At 71.9% G+C, this 24419-nt stretch carries 22 protein-coding genes; 11 read left to right on the top strand and 11 right to left on the bottom strand.

The genetic code is table 11. The annotated features are described in order from the left end of the window. Nucleotides 1-2: 2 nt before the first annotated feature. The 4 genes from tgmB to ACZ5C2_RS14290 form a co-directional block, all read right to left on the bottom strand. A complete protein-coding gene (gene tgmB / locus ACZ5C2_RS14305; RefSeq protein ID WP_468790116.1) occupies nucleotides 3-986 on the bottom strand; it encodes an ATP-grasp ribosomal peptide maturase in 984 nt (327 codons plus the stop codon). A gap of 16 nt (nucleotides 987-1002) precedes the next feature. After that, nucleotides 1003-1194, bottom strand: a complete 192-nt coding sequence (gene tgmA / locus ACZ5C2_RS14300; protein ID WP_004935783.1) for a putative ATP-grasp-modified RiPP — start codon at nucleotides 1192-1194, stop codon at nucleotides 1003-1005. Nucleotides 1195-1314: 120 nt separating this feature from the next. Continuing rightward, the gene (locus ACZ5C2_RS14295; protein WP_468790114.1) at nucleotides 1315-1641 is read right to left on the bottom strand and encodes a YkvA family protein; all 327 of its coding nucleotides are present in this window, start codon (nucleotides 1639-1641) and stop codon (nucleotides 1315-1317) included. 627 nt (nucleotides 1642-2268) lie between these two features. Beyond that, nucleotides 2269-3420 (bottom strand): hypothetical protein, encoded by a 1152-nt coding sequence (locus ACZ5C2_RS14290; RefSeq protein ID WP_468790112.1) that lies wholly within the window; start codon nucleotides 3418-3420, stop codon nucleotides 2269-2271. Between the two features lie 451 nt (nucleotides 3421-3871). On the opposite strand from ACZ5C2_RS14290, the gene ACZ5C2_RS14285 reads away from it, so the two are divergent. The 4 genes from ACZ5C2_RS14285 to ACZ5C2_RS14270 all read left to right on the top strand — a co-directional run bounded on the left by ACZ5C2_RS14285 (nucleotide 3872) and on the right by ACZ5C2_RS14270 (nucleotide 6072). Continuing rightward, nucleotides 3872-4276: a hypothetical protein gene (locus ACZ5C2_RS14285; protein ID WP_468790110.1), complete on the top strand. Its 405-nt coding sequence runs from the start codon at nucleotides 3872-3874 to the stop codon at nucleotides 4274-4276. After that, nucleotides 4273-5052: a hypothetical protein gene (locus ACZ5C2_RS14280; protein ID WP_468790108.1), complete on the top strand. Its 780-nt coding sequence runs from the start codon at nucleotides 4273-4275 to the stop codon at nucleotides 5050-5052. The genes ACZ5C2_RS14285 and ACZ5C2_RS14280 overlap by 4 nt, the downstream gene beginning before the upstream one ends. 38 nt (nucleotides 5053-5090) lie before the next feature. Continuing rightward, the gene (locus ACZ5C2_RS14275; RefSeq protein WP_468790106.1) at nucleotides 5091-5609 is read left to right on the top strand and encodes a roadblock/LC7 domain-containing protein; all 519 of its coding nucleotides are present in this window, start codon (nucleotides 5091-5093) and stop codon (nucleotides 5607-5609) included. Nucleotides 5610-5697: 88 nt separating this feature from the next. Beyond that, entirely contained in the window at nucleotides 5698-6072 is a 375-nt protein-coding gene (locus ACZ5C2_RS14270; RefSeq protein ID WP_468790104.1) for a roadblock/LC7 domain-containing protein, read from the top strand. A gap of 58 nt (nucleotides 6073-6130) precedes the next feature. Here ACZ5C2_RS14270 and ACZ5C2_RS14265 read toward each other — a convergent pair whose 3' ends face one another. Beyond that, nucleotides 6131-7333, bottom strand: a complete 1203-nt coding sequence (locus ACZ5C2_RS14265) for a globin domain-containing protein (RefSeq protein WP_468790102.1) — start codon at nucleotides 7331-7333, stop codon at nucleotides 6131-6133. A 317-nt stretch (nucleotides 7334-7650) separates the two neighbouring features. Here ACZ5C2_RS14265 and ACZ5C2_RS14260 point away from each other — a divergent pair, with 317 nt between their 5' ends. Both ACZ5C2_RS14260 and ACZ5C2_RS14255 read left to right on the top strand, forming a co-directional pair. Continuing rightward, nucleotides 7651-9402 carry a sensor histidine kinase gene (locus ACZ5C2_RS14260; protein ID WP_468790100.1) on the top strand — a complete coding sequence of 584 codons (1752 nt, stop codon included), beginning with the start codon at nucleotides 7651-7653 and terminating at the stop codon, nucleotides 9400-9402. Between the two features lie 159 nt (nucleotides 9403-9561). Next, the gene (locus tag ACZ5C2_RS14255) at nucleotides 9562-11934 is read left to right on the top strand and encodes a glycoside hydrolase family 65 protein (protein ID WP_468790098.1); all 2373 of its coding nucleotides are present in this window, start codon (nucleotides 9562-9564) and stop codon (nucleotides 11932-11934) included. Between the two features lie 300 nt (nucleotides 11935-12234). Here the strand turns inward: ACZ5C2_RS14255 and ACZ5C2_RS14250 are convergent, their stop codons facing one another. The 4 genes from ACZ5C2_RS14250 to ACZ5C2_RS14235 all read right to left on the bottom strand — a co-directional run bounded on the left by ACZ5C2_RS14250 (nucleotide 12235) and on the right by ACZ5C2_RS14235 (nucleotide 17823). Further along, entirely contained in the window at nucleotides 12235-13605 is a 1371-nt protein-coding gene (locus ACZ5C2_RS14250; protein WP_468790096.1) for an FAD-dependent oxidoreductase, read from the bottom strand. 127 nt (nucleotides 13606-13732) lie between these two features. Continuing rightward, complete coding sequence (locus ACZ5C2_RS14245) at nucleotides 13733-16465, bottom strand: SpoIIE family protein phosphatase (protein ID WP_468790094.1); 2733 nt, start codon at nucleotides 16463-16465, stop codon at nucleotides 13733-13735. A gap of 216 nt (nucleotides 16466-16681) precedes the next feature. Continuing rightward, a complete protein-coding gene (locus ACZ5C2_RS14240; protein ID WP_468790092.1) occupies nucleotides 16682-17227 on the bottom strand; it encodes a hypothetical protein in 546 nt (181 codons plus the stop codon). Nucleotides 17228-17256: 29 nt separating this feature from the next. Then, nucleotides 17257-17823, bottom strand: a complete 567-nt coding sequence (locus tag ACZ5C2_RS14235) for an ATP-binding protein (RefSeq protein ID WP_468790090.1) — start codon at nucleotides 17821-17823, stop codon at nucleotides 17257-17259. Nucleotides 17824-17995: 172 nt separating this feature from the next. Here ACZ5C2_RS14235 and ACZ5C2_RS14230 point away from each other — a divergent pair, with 172 nt between their 5' ends. After that, nucleotides 17996-18226, top strand: a complete 231-nt coding sequence (locus ACZ5C2_RS14230; RefSeq protein ID WP_468790088.1) for a DUF397 domain-containing protein — start codon at nucleotides 17996-17998, stop codon at nucleotides 18224-18226. Between the two features lie 157 nt (nucleotides 18227-18383). Beyond that, a complete protein-coding gene (locus ACZ5C2_RS14225; protein WP_468790086.1) occupies nucleotides 18384-19304 on the top strand; it encodes a helix-turn-helix domain-containing protein in 921 nt (306 codons plus the stop codon). Nucleotides 19305-19383: 79 nt separating this feature from the next. Here the strand turns inward: ACZ5C2_RS14225 and ACZ5C2_RS14220 are convergent, their stop codons facing one another. Next, nucleotides 19384-20205, bottom strand: coding sequence for an SAM-dependent methyltransferase (locus ACZ5C2_RS14220; protein WP_468790084.1), 822 nt, complete (start codon nucleotides 20203-20205; stop codon nucleotides 19384-19386). Between the two features lie 433 nt (nucleotides 20206-20638). Between ACZ5C2_RS14220 and ACZ5C2_RS14215 the strand changes: the two genes are divergently transcribed. Next, nucleotides 20639-22324 carry a tetratricopeptide repeat protein gene (locus ACZ5C2_RS14215; RefSeq protein WP_468790082.1) on the top strand — a complete coding sequence of 562 codons (1686 nt, stop codon included), beginning with the start codon at nucleotides 20639-20641 and terminating at the stop codon, nucleotides 22322-22324. 65 nt (nucleotides 22325-22389) lie between these two features. Here the strand turns inward: ACZ5C2_RS14215 and ACZ5C2_RS14210 are convergent, their stop codons facing one another. Continuing rightward, complete coding sequence (locus tag ACZ5C2_RS14210; RefSeq protein ID WP_468790080.1) at nucleotides 22390-22596, bottom strand: hypothetical protein; 207 nt, start codon at nucleotides 22594-22596, stop codon at nucleotides 22390-22392. 114 nt (nucleotides 22597-22710) lie between these two features. On the opposite strand from ACZ5C2_RS14210, the gene ACZ5C2_RS14205 reads away from it, so the two are divergent. Both ACZ5C2_RS14205 and bdeA read left to right on the top strand, forming a co-directional pair. Further along, on the top strand, nucleotides 22711-22923 hold the full coding sequence (locus ACZ5C2_RS14205; RefSeq protein ID WP_468790078.1) for a hypothetical protein: 213 nt from the start codon (nucleotides 22711-22713) through the stop codon (nucleotides 22921-22923). 430 nt (nucleotides 22924-23353) lie between these two features. Further along, a complete protein-coding gene (gene bdeA / locus ACZ5C2_RS14200) occupies nucleotides 23354-24256 on the top strand; it encodes a bis(hydroxyethyl) terephthalate hydrolase (protein ID WP_468790076.1) in 903 nt (300 codons plus the stop codon). The last annotated feature ends 163 nt before the right edge of the window (nucleotides 24257-24419 follow it).

Raw genomic sequence — 24419 nt, 5'->3', positions numbered from 1 at the left:
CCTCACCGCACCGTGGTGCCGGCCCCGTTGAGCTCCGCGGGCTCGTGGGGAACGGGACGGCACAGCCACTCGGCGACGCTGCGCGCGATCGGCTGTTCCGTCTCCACCTCCACGAACCCGAACTGCCCCGACTGGTTGCACTCCAGGAACCACCATGTCCCGTCCGCGTCCTCGGCGAAATCGAAAGCCCCGTACGCCAGTTCGGCCCGGCGCATATAGGTGCGAACGGAGTCGGCGGTGCGTGCCGGGACCTCGACCGGCTCCCAGGGCGCACCGGGCGCGGCGAATCGCACGTCCACCTCGTGCGGGTCCGCGTCCGGCGCCGTCGCCTTACGGGCCGCCAGGAGTCGCTCACCCACCACGGTGAGCCGGATGTCGGCCCGCTTGGCGATCCGCCGCTGGAGCAGCGTCGGGCCGTACGCGACCGCGGAGAAGTCCGCGTCGGGCGCCACCCGACTGGTCGGCACGGCCCGCGGCGGGTCCTGCGGATGCGCCCCCGACACCGGCTTGACCACCAGATCCGGGAAACGCTCCGCGAACTCCCGGGCGGCTCGTGGGAACGTGGTGATCACCGTGGCGGGCACGGGCAGGCCGCAGCGCTGCGCCAGACGCAGCTGCCACGGCTTGTGGCGCGCCTGCCGGGCCGCGTCCGGGTGGTTCATCCAGCGCGCGTCGCAGCCGCGCAGGAGGCCGTAGAGGGCCTGCGAGGCCTCCTCGGTCAGCCACGCGGACGGCTGCGGCGCGCGCCCGGCCGGAGTGCCGGGCCGGCGCACCCACACGGACCGCAGCCCGCCGATGCTCACCAGCCGCCCTCCCGCCGACAGATGGCCGCGGAAGCGGCCGTGGACGAACTCGCCGGACAGCGAGACGCCACCGGTCAGATCCGCGGGATCGAGGCGCACCACCGGCACTCCGGAACCGTTCAGATGCACGACCACCATGTCGGCGGTCACATCCTCCTCGCATGTGAGGATCAGCACGGTCATGGTCTACGGTCCGCGTTCAGTCGTCGAAGTGGGTCTTGGAGCCCGCGGTGGACGTCGTCGTCCCCACCTCGCGCAACAACGCGTGGTCGCAGGCCGCGATCCGCCCGTCACCGAGGACGTTCAACTGCAGTCCGGAGTCATACGCATACGGAGTGGCTACGGCCAACTCCACTGCCGGACGTGCGTAGTTGAGCGCGAACGGTTGCATCGTCTCTCCCTCGTCGGTGCTGCGCCGACCAGGCAACGGCCCACGGTGCGCCCTCGCTTGGTCCGCCGACTTCTTTTGGCTTCCAGAGACTTATACGAATCGAACGGGTGGTTGGTTTCCTTACGGAGCGTAGTCGTCGGCGGGTTGGCGGACCGGGTGGTGCGAGGGACCACCGGACAGAGTCGCACCGCTGGAGCCACGCATGGAGCGCAGGGCGAGCAGAAGGACGCCGATGTCGTCCAGGAAGACCGGGTCGGGCAGCAGATCGGCCGGCAGCACCAGATAGAGGACCGCGCCCCAGAACACCCAGCGCGGCCCCGTGGGCAGACCCGCCCGCCGCAACTCCCGACGCGTGCGGACCAGGCGGACCAGGGCGGCGAGGGCTCCGGCCAGCGCCACGACCGCGAGGACCGCGACGACGGTCAGCAGTACGGTGGTCGACTCCAACGTCACTGCCCTCCTTCCGGTGACCGGCGTGCCGCGGCCCGTTGCCGCGGCACGGCCTTCTCTGAGCGGATTCCCGCTGACGGCCCCGGTATGACGGCGGGGACCGGCCATGGGGCGCACGCGTCCGATGCCCCGCCCTGTTCCCGTGAAACGCCAGATCGCCGCAGGTCATCCCGGTGGACCAGTCAAGTGGCAGCGAGTTGCGGGGCGCCTGGTATTGGTCATCAGCCCTCCCCATGGAGTCGATCATGGTGGTGCGCCCCCGTGCGGTCGTCCTGACCGGAGCGGTCGTGGTGCCCGCGGTCCTGGCCGGTGCCACGCCTACGGCGGTTCCTTCCCGGCGGCCGCGCTCTCCCGTGCGCTGGACCTCGCTCTCGCGCCCGCCTGGCTCGCCACCTCGGCCGCCGTCGCGGCCGTGCTGCCGGCACTGGCGGCCCTGCTCGTCCGGCTGGCGCCCCCTCCCCGGCACCCGCTTCTCCCCCTGGCGGCCCTCCAACCGCCCCCACGCCACGGAGCACCCGCCCGCCGAGGCATAGCCGCTCCGGCGTCCCACCCCGCCCGCGGACGCCGGACGCGGAGTGGTTTCCGGCCCGGTGCCGGAGTATGCGGGGCCGATTGCGGGCGGCCTCAACCGTCGGACGTCGTCGACTGCCGTTCCAGTGTCGGTTCCCCGGGCTCTCCCGGCATGGGGCGGCGGGGCCTACTGGTGCCGGCCTTCAAACGTTCCAGGGTGCGAGTCAGGTGCTGGAGGGGGGAGGAGGGGGCCGGGGCCGGCTGCCTTGCGGCGGCCGGGGTGCCCGAGGCCGAGTCCTGGTGGGCGGCCAGCGCCTCGTGGGCTCGTTCGGCGGCCTCGCGGTACAGGTCCCGGGACTTCGTCATGGCCTCCAGGGCCTCGGCGTACATGGCCACCAGCGCGCGCTCACGGTCGAGTTCCTCCGCGAGGGTCAGCAGGTGCCAGTCCTCCCGCAGCGCGGTCAGCGCGTCCTGCGCGCCGTCCGGCAGTGCGCGCCCCAGCGCGTCGAAGCGGGTCACGGCGTCGACGAGGCCGGCCGGTTCCGTGCCGTCCAGGAACACCGCCCGCACGGCGAAGGCGTCGGCGTCGTATCCCTCCGGGACCGCGGCGCCCGGCAGCACCACGGCGCCCCCTCGCGGGACCTGCACGCCGAACTCCCGCAGCGCCCAGTTCGCCACCCGTGACTGCTGGGGGACGGCCCGGTGCTCCACGACCCGGTGCCGCAGTCCCGGCGGCAGCCAGTGCGCGAGCGGCACCCGGCCGCGTTCGTCCGTGGTCATCGCCTCATGGACGACGACATGGATGTGCCAGGCGTCGCGTGCGCAGTCGCGCAGCAGTCGCCGTACGGCCTTGTCGTCCTCCGGGAGCGGGTTGATCTCTCCCGTTCGCAGTCCGGTCGCCGCATGGTTCCACTCGGCGTCCCGCTCCCGCTCCCAGAACATCCCGGCCGGGGACGGCCAGGACTGGTCCCAGGGTCGCTCCGCCTCCGCGACCAGCGTCCAGTCCCAGCCCTCGGCCGTGCCGGGCGAGAGGCTCAGCCGGGCGCGCACGGTGACCTCTCCGTCGACCCGCGCCCGGGATTCGAACACCAGGTCAGGGGTGCTCTCGGAGGCGGGGAGTTCCAGGAAGTCGTCGATGTCCCGGCTGTCCCTGAGGCGGCGCAGACCGCGCCGGAGCGCTTCGTCTGCCTGACTTCTGGCATGGCGGCCGCGGGCCAGCCAGACCGTGGGAGGGATGGCGGCGCGGGCTGTGGGGGAGGTCGGCATGGGTCCAGTGGTGAGCGGGGGCACGTGCTCCTGCCAGTATCGTCGCCGTCGGGCGGCGACGTGACGCGGGGTGCCGCCGGAGGGCGGGCCCTGCCGGTGTCCACCCGCTCCCTACGGCCCTCATATGAGGTGAGCGCCCGGCGTGTCACGTGCGGGGTGTGCGCGGCGCACACGCGGTGACCACGGTTCACCCCTGGTCCGGCGGGGCGCACGTGACCACAATGGCCCCCTGAGCAGGGCCGGTCCACCATCCGCATCGGGGCCGGTCCTGCCCGCACCGCAGCCCGGGAGCCGGACCCGTCGCGAGGGCAAAAGCCCGTACCCTACCAGCGGTCCTTCACTCCCGTCGCATATTCCCCGGGAAATCACCAAAGCTCCCACCTCGATCGAGCACACACCGTAGCGTCGACGTCACGTTCGCGGTACAGCCGTGCGAGGAGGGGGATCCGGCGTGCCCGGAATCGACGAGAGTCTGCTGGAAGCCATGCGACTGCCCGGTGCCCGAGGGGCACTGGTGGTCGACTGGATCAGCGGGCTCGCCCTGGGCGCGGTGGGCGAGGCCCCGGGCGGCGACGCGGAGGCCACGGCCGCGGAGACCGCGGAACTCGCCCGTCAGGCCATGGAGAGCGGCACCCTCGCCCCGGCCGACGGTGCCGGGACGGGGACCGCCGGCAAGGAACCACCCGTCGAGGACCTGATCCTCACCGGCGCGGACGCCTACCACCTGTTGAGGTTCGTGGTCACGACCTTCGACAGCACCGTGTTCCTCTACCTGTGGCTCGACCGCGCCGACGGCAACCTCGCCCTCGCCCGTATCCGGCTGGCCGACATGGCGGACCGGCTGGTGCTCGGATGACCACAGCACCCTGCACCGACGGATCCGCCCCCGAGCTACTCGGCACCCTCGCGGCCGACCACGCCACCGGTGCGCTCTCCACGGAGTCCGGGATCTTCTACCTCTCGGCGGGACATGTCGTGCACGTCGAGTCCGCCTGCAGCCCCGATCTCGGCGACCTGCTCACCCGTAGCGGCGCCGTCGCGCCGGCCGGCTGGTGGGACGCGGTCGAGCGGGCGGGCGCCGTGCACCGCGTCGGCCGCCAGCTGGTGGACAGCGGACGCCTCAGCGCCGGCGCGCTGGAGCTGTGCCACCTGGGCGCGCTGTTCGACGCGGCGTACTTCGCGCTCGCCCACGACGGAGCCGCGCTCCGCTTCCGCCCCGGCGTCGCGCACTGGCTCGGTGCCGTCCGCCCCGTGCCGGTGGCGGCGGTGCTGCGCGAGTCGCGGCGCCGCCGTGAGCTGCTCCACCGCATCTGGCCCGACCCGGCCGTCGACACCGCACCGCTCACCCGCGCGGCCGGCGCCGACCCCGCCGAACTGCCACCCCGCCGCGGACGCACCCTGGCCCTGGTCGACGGCGGCCGCACCGCCGCACAGATCGCCTCGGCCCTCGCCTGCCGCACGTTCCACACCCTCGTCGAACTACGCCGCCTCGCCGCCGACGGGCTGGTCACACCCGCGCCACCCCCGCCCGCCACGTCGGTCCACCCCGTCCCCGACGCGGGCGGCGCGGCGTGGAACGAGCCCGACACAGCACTGCTGAGACGGCTCCTGGACGCCTTGGAGGCACTGTGATCCGCGCGCGCCGGCAGCGTGCCGAAAGGAGACTGCTCATGGCCGTCGAGACCGACGTGCTGGACGAACTGCGTCGGCTCCGCACCCGCATTCCTCGCCTGGCGGGCACCCTCGCGGCCACCGTCGACGGACTCGTCCTGGCCCACGACGTCCCCGACACCGAACCGGAAGGACTGGCCGCGCTCACCGCCGCCGCCCTCGGCGTCGCGTACCGCATGACGGACGCGGCCGCGCGGGGCGAGTTCCGCGAACTCCTGGTGCGCGGCAGCCAGGGCTACATCGCGACCTATGCGGCCGGCACCACGGCAGTCCTCACCCTCCTCGCCGACGACCGGGTCAATGTGGGCCGTCTGCATCTGGAGGGCCGGCGCAGCGGCGCCCGCATCGCGGAGCTGGTGGACACCCACATCGGCCCGGGCGGCGGGCGGCACGCCGACCGGCTCGTGCCCCGGGAGATCGCAGCACGGGACAGGGACCCGGACCGGCCCATCGGCACCCTTCCGGTACGGACCCCGCAACTGCCCGCACACCGGCCCCGGACCCAGCCCGGCGGCTGACCCCCGACATCTCTCCCCCGGCCGGACGCCGGCGCATCACCCGGCGGCCGGCCCGAACCACCCATTCATGACGGAAAGGACACCACTCATGGCCAACACGGAGACCTCGCTCAAGGAATGCCTCAGCTCCATCGACGGCGCGACGGCCGCCGCGCTCGTCGACTACACCAGCGGCATGGCCCTCGGCACGCTGGGCGGCAGCAAGGACTTCAACCTGGAGGTCGCGGCAGCCGGCAACACCGACGTCGTCCGGTCCAAGCTGCGCACCATGGAACACCTGGGGCTGAACGAGGAGATCGAGGACATCCTGATCACCCTGAACAGCCAGTACCACCTGATCCGCCTGCTCAAGGGGCGCGGCGGCAACGGTCTCTTCCTGTACCTGGTTCTCGACGGGGCTCGGGCCAACCTCGCCATGGCACGGCACCAGTTGCGCCGTATCGAGGCCGAACTGGAGGTCTGAGCGGGACGCCGGGACCCCGCGCGCCATCTGGGCGCGCGGGGCCCCGGCGTCCGGCCGCTCAGGCCGCCTCGGGCAGCCAGAGGTCGGGGCCGAAGACCTCGTAGTGGACGGACCGGGCGGGGACTCCGGCGGCGAGCAGTTCACCGCGTACGGCACGCATGAACGGCAGCGGGCCGCACAGGTACACCGTCGCGTCCGCCGGGACGTCGACGTCCTCGAGGCTCATCAGGCCGCTGCGGGCATCGGGCTCCTCGGCGCCGGGACGCTCGTACCAGAACACCGCCTCCGCGTCGGGCAGCCCGTTCACCGTCTCGCGCGTCTCGGCGCGCAGGGCGTGCTCGGCGGGTGAGCCGTCGGCGTGCAGGACGAGCACCCGCCGGGTGGAGCCGGTGGCCCGCAGCCGGGCGAGCATGCCGAGCATCGGGGTGCTGCCGATACCGGCCGAGACCAGGACCAGCGGGGTGTCGGCCTCGTCGAGCGCGACGTCGCCGGCCGGCACCGACAGGGTGAGCTCGTCCCCGGTGCCGATCCGCTCGAACAGCAGGTTGGACACCTCGCCGTCCGGGGCGCCCTCCGCTCCCGGGACGCGCTTGACGGTGATACGGCGGAGCTCGTCACCGGGATCGGAGGACAGGCTGTACTGGCGCGGCTGGTGGACCCCGTCCGGCATGAGCAACTTCACGCTGACGTACTGGCCGGCCCGGGCCCGCGGCGCCGGCCGGCCGTCGGCGGGGCGCAGCAGGAACGACACCACGTCGTCCGTCTCCTCGTGGCGCTCCACGACCGTCCACGGGCGCCAGATGTCGCCCGGCACGACACCGGCGTCGTGGTACAGCCGGGCCTCGCGCGCGATCAGGGCGCCGGCCATCAGCCAGTACACCTCGTCCCAGGCGGCCGCCACGTCCGGGGTCACCGCGTCGCCCAGCACCTCCGCGATCGCGCCGAACAGGTACTTGTGCACGATCGTGTACTGGTCGTCGGTGATCCCGACCGCCACGTGCTTGTGGGCGATCCGCGCCAGCAGGGCGTCCGGCCGGCTGTCCGGGTCGTTGAGCAGGGCCTGGGCGAAACCGGCTATGGACCCCGCGAGAGCCCGGCGCTGCGCCCCGCTGGCCTGGTTGCCCCGGTTGAACAAGCCGTCCAGGAGCTCGGGCCGGTCGCGGAACATCGCGCCGTAGAAACGCGTGGTGATCTCGTCGAGGGCCCCGGCCACGGCGGGCAGGGTCGCCCGCAGCACTGCGGCGGACTCTTCGGACAGCATGAGGTCTCCAAAGGCGGGACGTGACAGAGGAATTGGACCGCGGATCCGGACCGGCGGCAGGACCTGTATAGCAATGCGGAACGCCTGTTCCCGGGGGTAACGGGGCCCCCGGCGGCAACGGGGGACCGTCGTCCCGCCAGCAGGGGACCTCCGGCCCCGGCGGACGGGCTGGGGCAGGGCCGAACGGCCCACGGGCCCGGGAAGGCCGGACGGCGGTCCCCACCGGAACCGCCGTCCGGCCGATGCCGTACCGTCGCCTTTACTGGACCGTTACCGCGGCGCCGGTCGGGAGGCAACCGGGTGACGGTGCGCAGGCGATGGGGACAGGAGGCACACGGGTGGCAGGCGACGAGCGGGACGACGACGCCCGCGTACGGCTACCCCAGCTGAGGCTCGACGAGCTGCTGGAGGAGCTCCAGGCACGCATCGACGCGGCCCGCGGTACCCGCGACCGGGTGCACAGTCTGCTCGAGGCCGTGCTCTCGGTCGGCCGGGAGCTGGAGCTGGAGCAGGTGCTGCACAGCATCGTGGAGGCCGCCGCGGCCTTGGTGGACGCGCGGTACGCGGCTCTGGGCGTGATCGGTCCGGACGGCAAGCGGCTGTCCGCCTTCCACACCGTCGGGGTGAGTGAGGAGGAGATCGCCCGCATCGGTCACTACCCCGAGGGCCACGGCATCCTCGGCGAGCTGATCCGTCATCCGGAACCGCTGCGCTTGGCGAATCTCTCCGACCACCCCGGCTCGTACGGATTCCCGGCGCACCACCCGCCGATGAACACCTTCCTGGGCGTACCCATCCGGGTCCGCGACCAGGTCTTCGGCAACCTGTACCTGACCGAGAAGCGGGGCGGGGCGCAGTTCGACGAGGAGGACGAGTCGGTCCTGTCCACCCTCGCGGTCGCCGCCGGTGTCGCCATCGACAACGCCCGCCTGTACGAGGAGTCCCGGCAGCGCGAACGCTGGCTGCGGGCCAACGCCGAGATCACCCACGGCCTGATGTCCGGCAGCGAACGCGGCACGGCACTGCTGCTCATCGCGGAGCGCGCCCGCGAGATCACCGGCGCCGCCCTCGCCGTGGTCGCGGTCCCCATGGCCGGCACCGACTCGCTGACCGTGGAACTGGCCATCGGACAGGGTGCGGACACCCACCACGGGCTCGTCGTGCCCGTCGAGGGCAGTCTGCTCGGCCGGGCCTTCACCACGGCCGCTCCCGTCACCAGCCCGGACATCACGAGCGACGACCGGGTCTTCCCGGGACCTCAGCGTCTCGAGGAACTGGGCCCGGCCGCCGTCGTGCCCATCGGGTCGGGCGACCGGGTGCGCGGCATCGTCCTGCTGGCCCGGGCCGCCGACCGCAACCCCTTCTCGGACAAGGAGATCGAACCCCTGCAGGGGTTCGCCGCGCAGGCCGCCGTGGCGATGGAACTGGCGGAACGCCGCCAGGACGCCGAACAGATCGCCGTGCTCGAGGACCGCGACCGCATCGCCCGCGATCTGCACGATCTGGCCATCCAGCGACTGTTCGCCACCGGCATGACCCTCCAGAGCGCCGGCCGGCTCATCGAGCACAAGGAGGCCTCGGAGCGGGTGCTGCGGGCCGTGGACGACCTCGACGAGACCATCAAGATCATCCGGTCCACCATCTTCGGCCTGCGCTCCCGGGCGGCCACGGGCGCCGGTGGAACCGGTCTGCGCGCGCGCGTCGTGCGGGTGGCCGGTGATGCCGCGCCCCTGCTGGGGTTCCCGCCCAGTGTGCGGATGGAGGGCCTGATCGACACCCACGTGCCGAAGGAGACCGCCGACCACCTGGTGGCCGTGCTCTCCGAGGCCCTGACCAACATCGCCCGGCACTCCCGTGCCGACCGTGCCCAGGTGGCCCTGGAGACCGACGGGCGCGAGGTACGGCTGACAGTCGCGGACAACGGCGTGGGCATCCCGGCCGAGGGCCGCCGCAGCGGACTGCGCAACATGGCCGAACGCGCGCAGCAGCTCGACGGTACGTTCGACATCACGAGCTCCCCCGAACAGGGCACCACGCTCCTGTGGCGGGTGCCGGTGGCGGAGGAGTAGGCGCTTCCGCCGGCCCGGTGTGTCACGAGCACCCACCGGGGGTACTCGTGACGACGTTCGGCCGCAGTGCCGCCGGGGGGCCACGGCCGCCGCGGTACGGCGGTCCGCCGCCGTCACGGGACGTGCGAGGAGGCGTGTGCAGTCGGGGAGGAGCGTCGAGTGACGGGCTGGACGTGGGAGTACGAGGGCTACGACCCCGCCGGCGCTCGCCTGCGGGAGTCGCTGTGCACGCTGGGCAACGGGTACTTCGCCACTCGGGGAGCGCTGGCGGAGTGTTCGGCCGACGAGGTGCACTACCCGGGGACGTACGCGGCCGGCATCTACAACAGGCTCACCTCCCAGGTCGTCGGACGGCAGGTCGAGAACGAGGACATGGTCAACCTGCCCAACTGGCTTCCCCTGCGCTTCCGCCTGCCCGGGGAGTCCTGGCTCACCCCCGACACGGCGGCCGTGCTCGACCATGTGGTGACGCTGCACCTGTCCTCCGGGCTGATGGAGCGCAGGACGCGGTACGGCCTCGGTGCGGGGCGGGCGCTCCTCGTGCGCCAGCTCCGGTTCGTGCACATGGCGGACCCTCATCTGGCAGGCCTGAGAACCGAGTTCACCGCGGAGGGATTCTCCGGCGCTCTCGAGACCGAGGCGGCGCTCGACGGGGGAGTCACCAACGCCGGGGTGTCCCGCTACCGGGATCTGGACGGCAGCCATCTGACCGGGGTGCTCACCGGCACGGCCGCCACGGACACGGTGTGGCTGGGCTGCCGCACCCGCACCTCGGACGTGCGGATCGCCTTCGCCGCCCGGTTCACGTCACCGGCGCCCGTGACGGTCCGGCACGAGCGCCCGCGTGCCGTCCAGACGACCCGGCTGGACCTGGTCGCCGGACGCACCGTCACCGTCGACAAGATCGTCGCCCTGCACACCTCCCGCGATCCCGCGATCAGCGACCCGCTGCACGCCGCCGTCGACCGGGTGAGCCGCGCGGGCGGCTTCGACGAACTGCTGGGGCCGCATCTGACGGCCTGGGAGCAGTTGTGGCGCCGGGCCGAACTGGACGTGGCCGACGAGGCGGGGCGCATTCTGCGGCTGCATCTCTTCCACGTCCTGCAGACCCTCTCCCCGCACACCGCGGACCTGGACGTGGGGGTCCCGGCTCGGGGACTGCACGGCGAGGCGTACCGGGGGCACGTCTTCTGGGACGAACTGTTCGTCCTGCCCTACCTCAACCTGCACCTCCCGGAGGTCTCGCGCGCGCTGCTGCACCACCGGTACCGGCGTCTGGAACGAGCCCGCACCGCCGCGCGGGACGCCGGGCGCAGGGGCGCGATGTACCCGTGGCAGAGCGGCAGCGACGGGCGGGAGGAGACCCAGAAGCTGCACCTCAATCCGCGCTCCGGCCGCTGGCTCCCCGACCACTCCCACCTTCAGCACCATGTGGGATCGGCCATCGCGTACAACGTGTGGCAGTACTGCGAGGCCAGCGGGGACGAGGAGTTCCTGCACACCAAGGGCGCCGAGATGCTGCTGCAGATCTCCCGTTTCTGGGCGGACTCGGCCGGTTTCGAAGAGGGTCTGGGCCGGTACCGCATCAGGGGCGTCGTGGGTCCCGACGAGTATCACGACGCCTACCCGGACGCCGCCGGACCGGGCCTCGACGACAACGCGTACACCAATGTCATGGCCGCCTGGGTACTCACCCGCACTCTGGAGGTGCTGCGCGGCCTTCCCGAGCCGAGGCGCCGGGAGCTCGCCGAGCGGACCGGGCTGGACGCGGGCGAACTTGAGCAGTGGGAGGAGATCTCCCGTATGCTCCACGTCCCCTTCCACAACGGTGTCATCAGCCAGTTCGACGGTTACGGCGAGCTCGCCGAGCTCGACTGGCGGGGTTACCGGCGCCGGTACGGCGACATCCGGCGCCTGGACCGGATCCTGGAGGCGGAGGGCGACAGCGTCAACCGCTACCAGGCCTCCAAGCAGGCGGACGTCCTGATGCTCGGCTATCTCTTCTCGCCCGTCGAACTCCAGGGGGTCTTCCACCGGCTGGGCCTGAGCCTGGACGAGCGGACCTGGCGGCGCACGGTGGACCACTATCTGCACCGCACCAGTCACGGATCCACCCTCAGCGGTCTCGTCCATGGGTGGGTTCTGGCCCGGGCCCGCCGCGCGGACGCCTGGACGTTCTGCCAGGAGGCCCTCCAGGCGGACATCGCCGACATCCAGGGCGGCACCACCGGGGAGGGCATCCACCTCGGTGCCATGGCCGGCACCCTCGATCTGGTACAGCGCGGACTGACCGGTCTCGAGACCCGTGGCGGAGCCCTGTGGCTCGACCCGGTGCCGCTGCCGGAGCTGTCCTCCTACGGTTTCACCCTGCGCTATCACGGCCACTGGGGTGTGCGGCTGCGGCTGGAACGCGGTCTGCTGGAGATCACCGTGCCCTCGTCCGGCCGCTCACCGATCGAGGTGCACCTCCCGGGCCGCCGCACGGTCCGCGTCGAGCCGGGCGAGACCGGCCGGCTGGCCCTGCCGGACTGACCCACTCCGAGCGCCCGCCCGATCCCTGCACGGACGGGTGCTCGACGATGTGTCCTCACCGGGGCGGCGGCCCCGGGTGCCTGTCCGGCGGCCCGGGGTGCACTGTCCGGCGGATCGTGCCGGAGACGCGGGAGCCGGTGCCCTCTCCGCGGCCGGGAGCACCGGCGCCGGTACACCCTCCCTGCGCCCGGAGCACCGCGCAGGTCCTCCGGGCGGCGGGGGAGGGCAGCGGGACGCGGCGGACCCCGCTCACCCAGGTGGCGAGGCGCCCTCGGCCTCCTCCGGATCCGCACCGCCGCCTCAGGCCGGTGCGCCGCTCTCCCGCAGCATGTCCTCGCGTTCGACGATCTTCACGCGCTCGCGGCCCTGGGGATCGCCCAGCGCCTTCTCCGCAGCGTCCAGGCGGTACCAGCCGTCCCACGTCGTGAAGCGGATACCGCGTTCGGAGAGGAACGCGTCCACCGCCTCCGGGGCCGGCGACTCGGGCGTGAGGAGCCGCCCGCCCGCGTAGTCCTCCAGCAGGTTCGCCACGGTCTCGTTGGCGTCGCCCTTGGTGTGACCGATCAGACCCACCGGACCGCGCCGGATCCAGCCCGTGACGTACGTGGACGGCAGGTGCTCGCCGGTCTCCTGGAGGACCCGGCCGCCCTGGTCCGGGACCGTGCCGGAGTCGATGTCCCAGGGCAGCTTGGGGAGTTTGTCGGAGAGGTAGCCGACGGCCCGGTAGACCGCGCTGACGTCCCAGTCCCTGAACTCGCCGGTGCCCTTGACGTTGCCGGTGCCGTCCAGTTCGGTGCGCTCGGTGCGCAGGCCGACGACCTTGCCGTCCTCGCCGAGGATCTCCACGGGGGATTCGAAGAAGTGCAGGAACAGCTTGTGCGGACGGTCACCCGTATCGCGGATGGCCCACTTCTCCAGGGTCTTGGCGACCATGTCGGCCTGCTTGTTGCCGCGCCGGGTCGCGATCGAACCCTCGTCGTAGTCGATGTCCTCGGGGTCGACGACGACCTCGATCGTGGGGGAGTGGTCCAGCTCCCGCAGCTCCATCGGACTGAACTTCGCCTGCGCCGGGCCACGGCGCCCGAACACGTGCACCTCCAGGGCCCTGTTCTTCTTCAGTCCCTCGTACACGTTCGGCGGGATCTCCGTCGGCAGCAACTCGTCGGCCGTCTTGGCGAGGACCCGGGCCACGTCGAGGGCGACGTTGCCGACACCGAGCACGGCGACCTTTTCGGCCTCCAGGGGCCAGGTGCGCGGCACATCGGGGTGGCCGTCGTACCAGGACACGAAGTCCGCGGCGCCGTAGGAGCCGTCGAGGCCTATGCCCGGGAGGGGCAGCGCGCGGTCGGCCGTAGCGCCGGTGGCGAAGATCACGCCGTCGTAGAACGTGCGCAGATCGTCGAGGTGGAGGTCGGTGCCGTAGTCCACATTGCCGAACAGGCGGATCTGCGGCTTGTCGAGCACCTGGTGCAGGGCGCTGATGATGCCCTTGATCCGCGGGTGGTCGGGAGCGACGCCGTACCGGATCAGTCCGAACGGTGCGGGCATCCGCTCGAAGAGGTCGATGGACACGCCCGGTTCGGCGGCCACGTCGGACTTGAGCAGGGCGTCGGCGGCGTAGATCCCGGCGGGGCCGGATCCGACGATGGCTACCCGCAGGGGGCGGGGCATGGTCAGGTTCCCTTCGAGCGAGGACAGGCGTCTCGTGGGGAAGCCTAAACTGAGGTATGCCTTACCTGGTACGCGGGTCCGGTCTATGAGCTCATAAGTCTCTCTTATGGCTACCCCCTGGGACTCCTTATGGCCCGGGGATCGGCTGCTCCGCCCAGATCACCTTGCCGGCGGGCAGATAGCGGGTTCCCCAGCGTTCGGCGAGCCGGGCGACCAGGAACAGTCCCCTGCCGCCCTCGTCCGTCAGGGTGGCGTACCGCAGGTGGGGCGAGGTGCTGCTGTTGTCGTAGACCTCGCAGACCAGATTGCGGTCGTGCAGCATGCGTACCTGGATCGGGGTGCCCCCGTAGCGGAGCGCGTTGGTGACCAGCTCGCTCAGGATCAGCTCCGTGCCGAACGTCAGCTCCTCCAGCCCCCACTCGGCCAGCTTCCGGGTGACCGCGGCCCGCACCTCGCTGACGGCCGCCGGATCCGACGGCACCGGCCACTCGGCGATCCGGTCGGCGGCCAGCGCCCGCGTCCGCGCCACGAGCAGGGCGATGTCGTCCCCGGCCCGGACCGGCCGCCGGGACTCCAGCACGACCCTGCAGGTGTCCTCGGGGGAGTCCCCGGCCCGGGACAGCGCCTCGCGCAACTGCTCCAGGCCCACGTCGATGTCGTGCTCCCGGTCCTCGACCAGGCCGTCGGTGTAGAGGACCAGCCGGCTGCCCTCCGGCAGCTCCAGATCGGCCGACTCGAACGGCAGACCGCCGAGCCCCAGCGGGGGCCCGGCGGGCACCTCCGGGAACTCCACGCCGCCGTCCGGGCGGACCAGGGCCGGTGGGGGATGGCCCGCGCGGGCCACGGTGCAGCGCCGCGAGACCGGGTCGTACACGGCGTACAGACAGGTCGCCCCGGTCACCGGGGCACTGTGCTCGTCCTGTGCCTCGTCCTGGTCGATGCGGCCGACCAGCTCGTCGAGCAGTCCCAGGAGTTCGTCGGGCGGAAGGTCCAGCGCGGAGAAGTTGTGCACCGCCGTGCGCAGCCGTCCCATGGTGGCCGCCGCGTGCAGGCCGTGCCCGACGACATCGCCGACCACCAGTGCGACCCGCGCGCCGGACAACGGCAGGACGTCGAACCAGTCCCCGCCCACCCCGGCCTGTGCCGGAAGGTAGCGGTAGGCGATCTCCAGGGCGCTCTGCTCGGGCAGACTGCGCGGCAGCAGGCTCTGCTGCAACGTCACCGCCATGTTGTGCTCGCGCGTGTAGCGGCGGGCGTTGTCGATGGAGACCGCCGCCCGGGTCACCAGCTCTTCCGCCAGTGCCAGCTCCTCGGGGTCGAACGGCTCGGGCTTCCTCGACCGCCAGAAGCTGACCACACCCAGCGTCAGCGCCCCGGCCCGCAGCGGCACGGTGATCAGCGAATGGATGCCGTACTCCATGACCTGCCTGGAGCGCTCGACGTCCTGTGCGTGCCAGCCCGGGGTCTCTCCGAGCCGGGGCGCGAGGACCGGCCGTCCGGTGGTGAGGCTCTGGCCCTGCGGGGACGACGCGACGAAGTGGATCTTCTCGTCCCTGGGATAGAGCGGAGCGTCCTCTGCGATCCCCGTCACGGCCGTACGGCGCACCGGGGCGGCGGAGTCGGGGTGGCCGCCGGCCAGCACGGACTCGAACAGGTCCACCGTGACGAAGTCCGCGAACCGTGGCACGGCCAGCTCGGTGAGCTCCTCGGCCGTGCGGGCGATGTCCAGACTCGTCCCGATGCCCACCCCCGCGTCGTAGAGCATGTTGAGCCGCTCGCGCGACGCCTCGGCCCGGCCGGACAGGGCACGCAGCTCGGTGGAGTCGCGGACCGTGGCGACGCTGCCCGGCGGGCCGCCCGCGCGGTCGGTGGGCCGCTGGTTGAGCGCCAGCAGCCGGCCGCCCACCCGGTGCACCTCGTCCGTGGCCACCCGCCCCGAAACCAGCAGGTCAGCGATGCCGGGATCCAGGCCGACGTCCAGTACATGTCGGCCCTCGGCGTCCTCGGCCAGGCTGAACAGCCGGTGCGCCTCGTCGTTGGCGAGCATCAGGGTGCCGTCGCCGTCGACGATGATCACCCCTTCGCGCACCGCGTGCAGCACCGCGTCGTGGTGTTCGTACATCCGGGTCATCTCGTGCGGGCCCAGACCGTGGGTCTGCCGCAGCAGCCGTCTGCTGACCAGGGCGGCGCCCCCGATGGCCAGGGCGAGTGCCGCGAGCGCCGCGCTCAGGACGAGCGGCAGCTGGTCCTCAGCGGCCCCGCCGACGTTCTCGGTCGTGATACCCGCCGACACCAGGCCCACCACCGTGCCGTCGCCGTCCTTGACCGGGACCACCGCCTGCACCAGCTCCCCGATGGTGCCCTCGATCTCCTCCACGACCGGCTCCCCGGCCAGTGCCGGCTCGACGGTGCCGACGAACTGCTTGCCGATGCGGTCGGGCTTGGGATGTGTATAGCGGATGCCGTCGGTGTTCATGACGACGACGAAGTCGACGTTCGCCAGCTCGCGGGCCGCCTCGGCGCGCGGCTGGAGCACGGCCGTGGGGTCGGGGGAGTCCAGAGCCTCGATGATGCCCGGCGCGCTGGCGAACGTCTCCGCGACGGCGAGTGAACGATTGCGGGCCTCCTGCGTGCTGTCCCGCTGCACCTGAAGCACCAGCGCCACGACGGCGGCCACGACCAGCAGCAGCACGATCACCAGGTGCAGGACGAACACCTGTCCGGCGACGCTGCGCCCGCTCAGCACCGACCGCAGTCCCGCCGCCGCATGCCTTCGGGAGCGGCTGCCCCCCTGCTGTCGGCGCCGTGCCGACGCCGCGGTGCCGGGCCGCAGGGGCGACCGGGTCCGGAATCGACCCATGAGTCGGACCATGTGCCATGTCTACACCGCCGCGCGACGCGAGGCGAGGGGCGCCCGCCGCTGACCGGCGGGTCGTCACTCCCCCCACGCCGTCGCGGGTCGCGCGCGGCCTTCCCCCCTTGGCCGCGCGCGACCCTCCCCCGGCGCGCGACTCGTCCCCCGAAGGTCGCGCGCGTTCCCGGCCGGGCCGCTCCCCAGGGGGGCGGCCCATGGCTCTTAGTCAGCCAGTGCGCGGGCAAGTTCCGTCGTGGCCCGGGCGATGTCGGTGTCCGGCTCGGTGAGCAGCCGGTCCAGGTCGCTGCGCCGGGCACGCACCGCCTGCCGGGCGGCCCGTTCCCACACCACAGGGTTCTCGCGGCGGTTGAGCAGCTTGGGATACGCGGCGGCGGTGCTCTCCCACTGCCGGGCGTCGGCGATGGCCTTCAGCAGCTCGATGATGCGGGCCCGGCAGGTGACATGGGGCAGCTGGGCAAGCTCCCAGAGGAAGGGGACGGTGGCCGCGGTCGCCTGCTCCGTGACGAAGCCGTACTGGCAGATCCGTTTCCGCAGGTCCTCCAGGGCGGCCAGGGCCGTGGCGGAGTCCCCCCAGGCGATGCCGTTGAGCAGCAGCGGGATGGCTGCCGCCGATCCGGTGGAGTCCTGCATCTCGGCCCAGGGCACGCGGGACAGTGCGGTGAGGGGCGTGGTTCGTGCCACTCCGGTGGGGGACGTGTGGCGCACAGGGCGCTCGCTGCTCGGCTGCTGTGTCGAAGCGCTGCGCATGGCGTGGATGCCTTTCCGCGGCAGTCGTGTCAGGTGGGTGGGCGGGTCGACAACCGGGCCCACACCGTCTTGCCGGCCGGGACGGTGGGGGTCCAGCCCCACGCCTCGGACAGGGCGTCGACGATGCGCAGGCCCCGGCCGTGCTCCTCCAGGTCGGAGCCGGCACCGGGCGCGCGGACCGGCGGGTGGTCGTCGGGGTCGAAGACGGTGAGCAGCAGATGCGCCGGTTCCAGCCGGAACCCCAGCCGGACGTCCGGGACACCCGCGCACCGCGGCGCCGCATGGGTCACGGCGTTCGCGGCGAGCTCGGTCATCACCAGGATCGCGTCGTCGAGACGGTGGCCGAGCGACCAGGCGCCCAGGGTGTCCCGGGTGAAGGACCGGGCTCGCGCGAGGCCCTCCCGGCTGCATGTGATGCGCAGCGCCACCGAGGCGGGCACCGCGCGGACGGGCTCCGGTGTGGGGTGCGGTTCTCCGTACGGCACCGCCGGGAGCGGGGCGTGGGGGAAGTCCGGGGCCGTGCCGGGGCCACCCGCCGGTACTACCGCCACGGCCCCGGCCGGCGGCCGGAGCACAGGAAGCGCAGGTGAGGGCACGGCATCTCCTTGATGCGTCGTCAGGACGCGGCGCCTACGAAGGGGTTGACGCCGCAGCTAGTATCCACGCTGACAGAGCTCGCGTGCAATTGCACGAGAAATTGCGCGAGATTTTTCGCCATGTACGGAGGGAAGCCGTGCGCGGTGGAACGTGAACAGCAAGGAGACAGCGGTGCCCGGAGTGAGGAACGGAGTGCGGGCCAGCCAGTTGGACGCCCGCTGGATCAAGAGCCGGCACAGCAACGCCGAGGGCAACTGTGTCGAGGTGGCCCCGCTGGCCGGCGGGGGAGTCGCGATGCGCAACTCCCGTGACCCCGACGGTCCCGCTCTCGTCTACACGGCCGCGGAGCTGGCGGCCTTCCTGGCCGGCGCGAAGGACGGCGAGTTCGACCACCTCGTCTGAGGCGTTCCCGGGAAGCCGGCACCGGCCGCTCGGGGCGGCGCCGGTGAAACGGAGCTCCATCCCCCACTTGCCGCGGGGCTTCCCCGCGTGGATGCGGTGAGGCACTGTCAGATGCGATAGTGTGAATCGCCCTTGTGCCGGTCTGCTGGGAGTCAGGATGTCCGCCGCGTCGCGTCGAATCTCCCGTCTGGAACCCTATCTGGACAGGTCCGAGCCCGCGCCGACCTTGCTGAAGATGCTGGTCGGCGTGCAGCTGGCCGGCTTCCGCGAGGACGCCGAGCTGTCCCAGGACCAGGCGGCGCGCTCCGTCGGCTTCAGCGGGGCGAAGCTGTCCCGTATCGAGTCCGGCAAGGGCCGCCGGCCGCCCACGGAGAGCGATGTCCGCGCGCTGCTGAAGCTGTACGGCGTCGACGGCCACGAGGCCTCGGTGCTGCTCAAACTGCTTCAGCGGGCCGGTGAGCCGGGTTGGTGGCAGCGGTACGACAAGCGGCTGATGCCCGAGTGGTTCGACCGTCTCGTCGGACTCCAGGAAGCCGCCGCCACCATCCGCACCTTCGAGATCCAGTACGTCCCCGGACTGCTGCAGACCGCCGCGTACACGCGTGCCGTGGTCGAGCGAGGACTGCCGAACGCCCCGGCGGCCGAGGTGCAGCGCCGGGTCGAACTGCGCATGCGCCGCGCGGAACTGCTGGGGCGTGAGGCCGCGCCGCAACTGTGGGCCGTCATCGACGAGTCGGTCCTGTTGCGCGTGCTGGGCAGCCCCGATGTGATGCGTGAACAGCTCGAGCACCTCGTGACGATGGCCGAGCGGCCCAATGTGACGGTGCAGTTCGTGCCGCTGGCCGTGACCAACGCGTCCGCTCCCGCGATCCCGGTGACCTATCTGCGCTTCGGCGGACTCGATCTGCCCGACGTGGTCTACCTGGAGCACATCAGAAGCGCCAACTTTCTCGAGGACCGCGACGAGACGGAGGAGTACCGGATCGCGCTGGACCGCCTCGCCGACGAGGCCCTCAAGCCCCGTGACTCCGTGGAACTGCTGCACAGAACGATCAAGGAGCGCTACGCCACCTCATAGCACCGGTCGAACGGAAGAACACCGACGCCCCTCGCCGGACCGCTCAGCGGTCCGGCGAGGGGCGTCGCGTCGTCGAAGGCTACAGCGGGAGCCGACCCACACCACCGAACTCGATCCACTCCCGGGTGAGCTGACGGGGCGCCACCTCTGTGTCCGGACGCCAGGTGGACACCTCCACCAGGCCCGGCTCCAGGATCTCCAGACCGTCGAAGTAGCCTTCGACGTCCTTCGGCTCGCGCACCCGGCCCCAGTGCCCCTGGGTCGCCCGGTCCATGAAGTCGGTGACGAACGTGCGGACCTCCGGGTCCTCGCTCACCAGCTGGCACATCACCATGAAGCTGCCCGGAGCCAGTTGTTCGCGCACGCGGCGGGCCACGGCGACCGGGCCGTCGGTGTCGCTGTCCGGGATGCAGTGGAAGACCGAGTTGAACAGCACGCAGACCGGCTCCGAGAAGTCGATCAGACGCTGGGTCTCCGGGTGGCCGAATATGCCGTCGGTGTCGCGCAGGTCGGCCTGGATGACCACGGTGCGCTCGTCCTGCTCCAACAGGGCCCGGCCGTGCACCAGTACCATCGGGTCGTTGTCGGTGTAGACCACGTGCGTGGTCGGATCGATGCGCTGGGCGACCTGGTGGACGTTGTCCTGGGTGGGCAGACCGGAGCCGTGGTCCAGGTACTGCCGGATGCCGTACTCCTGTGTGAGGGTGCGCACCACGCGCTGGAGGAAGCGGCGGTTGTTCAGCGCCAGGCGGCGGGTGCTGGGCACCACCTTGTCGAGTTCCTCGGTGGCGGCGCGGTCCGCCGCGTAGTTGTCCTTGCCGCCCAGATAGTAGTCGTACATACGTGCGGCTGTCGGCACGGTTGCGTCGATCTCGGTGGACAGCTGCTTACCGGTGTGCATCGTTCCCCCTGCGGAGTACCGCGCCAACTGGGCTGGCTGGACAGGAAATACATCCTAGGGAGCGGCGCAGGGCCCGTGCCAGCCCGTCGGCGAAAGCCCTCGAAGGAATGGCGTGAGCTATGCCGGGTGGCTACCGAGCGTGCCCTTGCGGATGTGCAGCGTGAGAGTCCGGCGGTTCGGGGAAGGGGTGCTCGCGGGGTGACGTCGATCCCCGTGGGAGGCCGGACCTCGGACGGCTCGCCGGGCCGGATCACGAACCCCTGGGGGTGCCCCGTCAGCGTGCAACCGGCACGGACCACCCCGGGAAGCGGGATCCGGCTGGCGCCTGCGCGAGCGCTTGTGCCCCGCTATCGTCGTTTTCGTCCCCACGGGACGTGCGTCACCGGCGGACCGGTGGCGCCGGCCCGTCCGCTTCCCCGGGAGGCAGGCACCCATGGACGACTACTTCGACCTCGGCACCTACGGCCGGCCTGTGACGACGTCCTCCCCCGGGGCCCAACTCTGGTTCGACCGCGGGCTGATGTGGACGTACGCCTTCAACCACGAGGAGGCGGTCGCCTGCTTCGAGAAGGCTGCCGAAGCCGATCCGGACTGCGCCATGGCGCAGTGGGGCATCGCCTACGCCCTTGGCCCCAACTACAATAAACCCTGGGAGTCGTTCGACGGCGACGAACTCGCCCACACCGTCGAACGCACCCACGGGGCCGTGGAGCGGGCGCACGAGAAGGCCGCGCACGCCACCCCCGTCGAACGGGCTCTCGTCGAAGCCCTGCGCGCCCGCTACCCCCAGGCGCGAGCCACGGACGACTGCTCGGTGTGGAACGAGCCGTACGCGGACCGGATGCTCGCCGTGTACGAGAGCCACCCCCACGACCCGGACGTGGCCACCCTCTGTGCCGATGCCCTGATGAACCTGACCCCCTGGCAGCTGTGGGACCTCGGCACGGGCCGCCCGGCAGACGGCGCCCGCACGCTGGAGGCCAAGGCGGTACTCGACGGCGCGCTCGCCACCGAGGCCGGCGGCCGGCATCCCGGCGTCCTCCACCTGTACATCCACCTGATGGAGATGTCCCCCACCCCGGAAGCGGCCCTCACCGTCGCCGACCGGCTGCGCGGCGCCGTTCCCGACGCCGGGCACCTGCACCACATGCCCTCACACCTGGAAGTGCTCTGCGGCGACTACCGCCGGGTCGTCTCGGACAACACCGTCGCCATCGCGGCCGACGAGAGATACCTCCGACGTGCCGGCGCCATGAACTTCTACACGCTCTACCGCGCCCACAACCACCACTTCAGGATCTACGGCGCCATGTTCGCCGGACAGTCGAAGGTGGCCCTGGACGCGGCCGCACGGCTCGAGAACGCCGTCCCCGAGAAGCTGCTCCGGGTACAGAGCCCTCCCATGGCCGACTGGCTCGAGGGGTTCCTGGCGATGCGCGTCCACGTTCTGATCCGCTTCGGCCGGTGGGACGACATCCTGGCGCTGCCGTTCCCCGACGACCCGGACCTGTACTGCGTCACCACCGCCATGCTGCACTATGCCCGGGGTGTCGCCCTCTCCGCCACCGGCGCCACGGACAGGGCCGAGGCCGAACGGGAGAGCTTCCGCACGGCTGTCGGCCGCGTTCCCGTCTCCCGGATGCTCTTCAACAACACCTGCCACGACATCCTCGCCATCGCGTCGGCGATGCTGGACGGCGAACTCGCCTACCGCAAGGGCGAGTACGACACCGCCTTCGCCGCGCTGGAACGGTCCGTCGAACTGGACGACGACCTGCCCTACGACGAGCCCTGGGGCTGGATGCAGCCCACCCGGCACGCCTACGGTGCGCTGCTCCTGGAGCGGGGCCGCGTCGCCGAGGCGGAGGCCGTCTACCGCGCGGATCTGGGGCTGGACGCCACCCTGCCCAGGCCCCTGCAACACCCCAACAACGTCTGGGCGCTGCACGGATTCCACGAGTGCCTGTTGCGCACCGGCAAGACCGGTGAGGCGGCGATCATCGCCCGGCAGCTCAAGCATGCGGCGGCGGTGGCGGACGTCCCGATCGAGGCGTCCTGTTTCTGCCGCCTCGAGACCCACCGGGCGACGGCCCCGGGCGGGGACCACCCCTGTCACTGAGCGGCCCGCGGGGGCGGACCGGTCCGCCCGGCGAGGACGCCGGCCGGACCGGTCCGTCGGGGTTCTCAGCGCGACGCGACGACGGCCTGGAACGACTGCATGCAGGAGAAGCAGTGCCGGTCCGTCGTGTCACGTCGTGGCGACTCCTCCTCCTTGTCCACTCCGCACAGCGTCGATGACTTGTCCGGGGTGAGGACATGCCACACCGGCTCCCCCGAAGTGTCTGCACCGCACCACATCTCGTGCATTCCCAGCTCCCTCCGGGTAGGCATGGAGGCCGCTTCCATACGAGCACGGCGCGGCCCCGGACGGCTCGTCCGGCGGGCCAGTCGGGTGACAGTCCGGGCCGGGATGCATACCGGAGGCCCTCGCCGGATCCTGGAAGGATGAAGAAGGCGCCGATCGTGGTACACCCGCCGCTCGGCTCGGGCGGACGCCGGGTGACGGTGCGCGGTGAGATCGTCGGCCTCGCGGGCTCCGACCGCGACGTCGTGGAATTCCTGCGGCGTGCGGGGCTGCCGGAGGGCGAAGAGCTCCTGGACGATCCGTCGTGGGTGAAATGGGCCGGTGGCCGGGCCCACGCCTACGACGCGGCCTGACGAGGCGGCTGTCGCGCCGCAGGGTCTCCGTGGGTGAGGACTGTCTGCCTCGCCGCGTCGTCGCACCGCCGTGAGCGGCTGAGCGGCGTCCGCGCCGTCCTGCACGCCCGGACATTCGCGAGCGGCTGAGCGGCGCAGGCGCTGGCACGCGCAGCGGTCACCGTCGGCGCCGACTCCGACGGTGACCGCGCCTTTGCGTGTACCCCCGCTTCTCCCCGGCATGCCGTGCGCGCGGCCGCCTCGCCGTACAGGGCCGGTGCGCGGCGCACGAGACCGGTGAGATTGCCGATCCGCACCGGTCCCCTCCTCTCCGACAGTGGCACCGCCAGTCAATCGGCGGCGCCCCCGGCCGGGCACGGCCCCAACCCACGCCATGATCCCGTGCACCGGCCGGCCGGGTGGTTCGCCGCGACAGAGAGGACCACTCGTCGTGCAGCAGCACCCCCACACCAGCAGGCGCAAGGGCCGCCGGCTCGCCGGACTGACCGCCGCCCTCGCCGCCGTCGTCGCTCTGAGCACGCTCGGCGGCCCCGGCGCGCACGCGGCGGACAATCCCTACGAGCGCGGCCCGGCACCGACCGAATCGAGCATCGAGGCGTCGCGCGGCCCGTACGCCGTGTCGGACATCTCCGTCTCCTCGCTCTCCGTCACCGGCTTCGGCGGGGGCACGATCTACTACCCGACCAGCACCGCCGACGGCACCTTCGGCGCGATCGCCATCTCGCCCGGCTTCACCGCCTACGAGTCCTCCATCGCCTGGCTGGGCCCGCGCCTGGCCTCACAGGGCTTCGTGGTCTTCACCATCGACACCAGAACCACCCTCGACCAGCCCGACTCTCGCGGCGAACAACTGCTCTCCGCACTGGACTACCTCACCCAGCGCAGCGTGGTCCGTGGCCGTGTCGACAGCAGCCGGCTCGGCGTCATGGGCCACTCGATGGGCGGCGGCGGAAGCCTCGAGGCCGCCAAGGACCGGCCCTCACTCCAGGCCGCCATCCCGCTGACGCCCTGGAACCTCGACAAGACCTGGCCCGAGGTACGGACCCCCACCCTGATCTTCGGTGCCGACGGCGACTCGATCGCCCCGGTCTCCAGCCACGCCGAGCCCCTGTACACCGGTCTGCCGTCCTCCCTGGACCGGGCCTACCTGGAGCTGAACAACGCCACCCACTTCACGCCGAACTCCTCGAACACGACGATCGCGAAGTACAGCATTTCCTGGCTGAAGCGGTTCATCGACAACGACACCCGCTACGAGCAGTTCCTGTGCCCGCTGCCGCAGCGGAGCCTGACGATCGATGAGTCCCGGGGCAACTGCCCGCACACCTCCTGAGACTCCGAGCACCCGGTGGCGGTCCGCGTACGACGCGGGCCGCCACCGGCGTTGTGCGGGTGCACCGCCCGGCATCGGTCGCCTTGGGCCGCGGCACACTCCGGTTCCTCCGCAGCACGCGAAGACCCGCTGGTGAAACGGCAGTTGAGCGTTCACTCAGGCA

The sequence above is a fragment of the Streptomyces sp. NPDC031365 genome (assembly GCF_055569765.1).
This window is presented reverse-complemented; position numbering and strand designations above follow the sequence as displayed.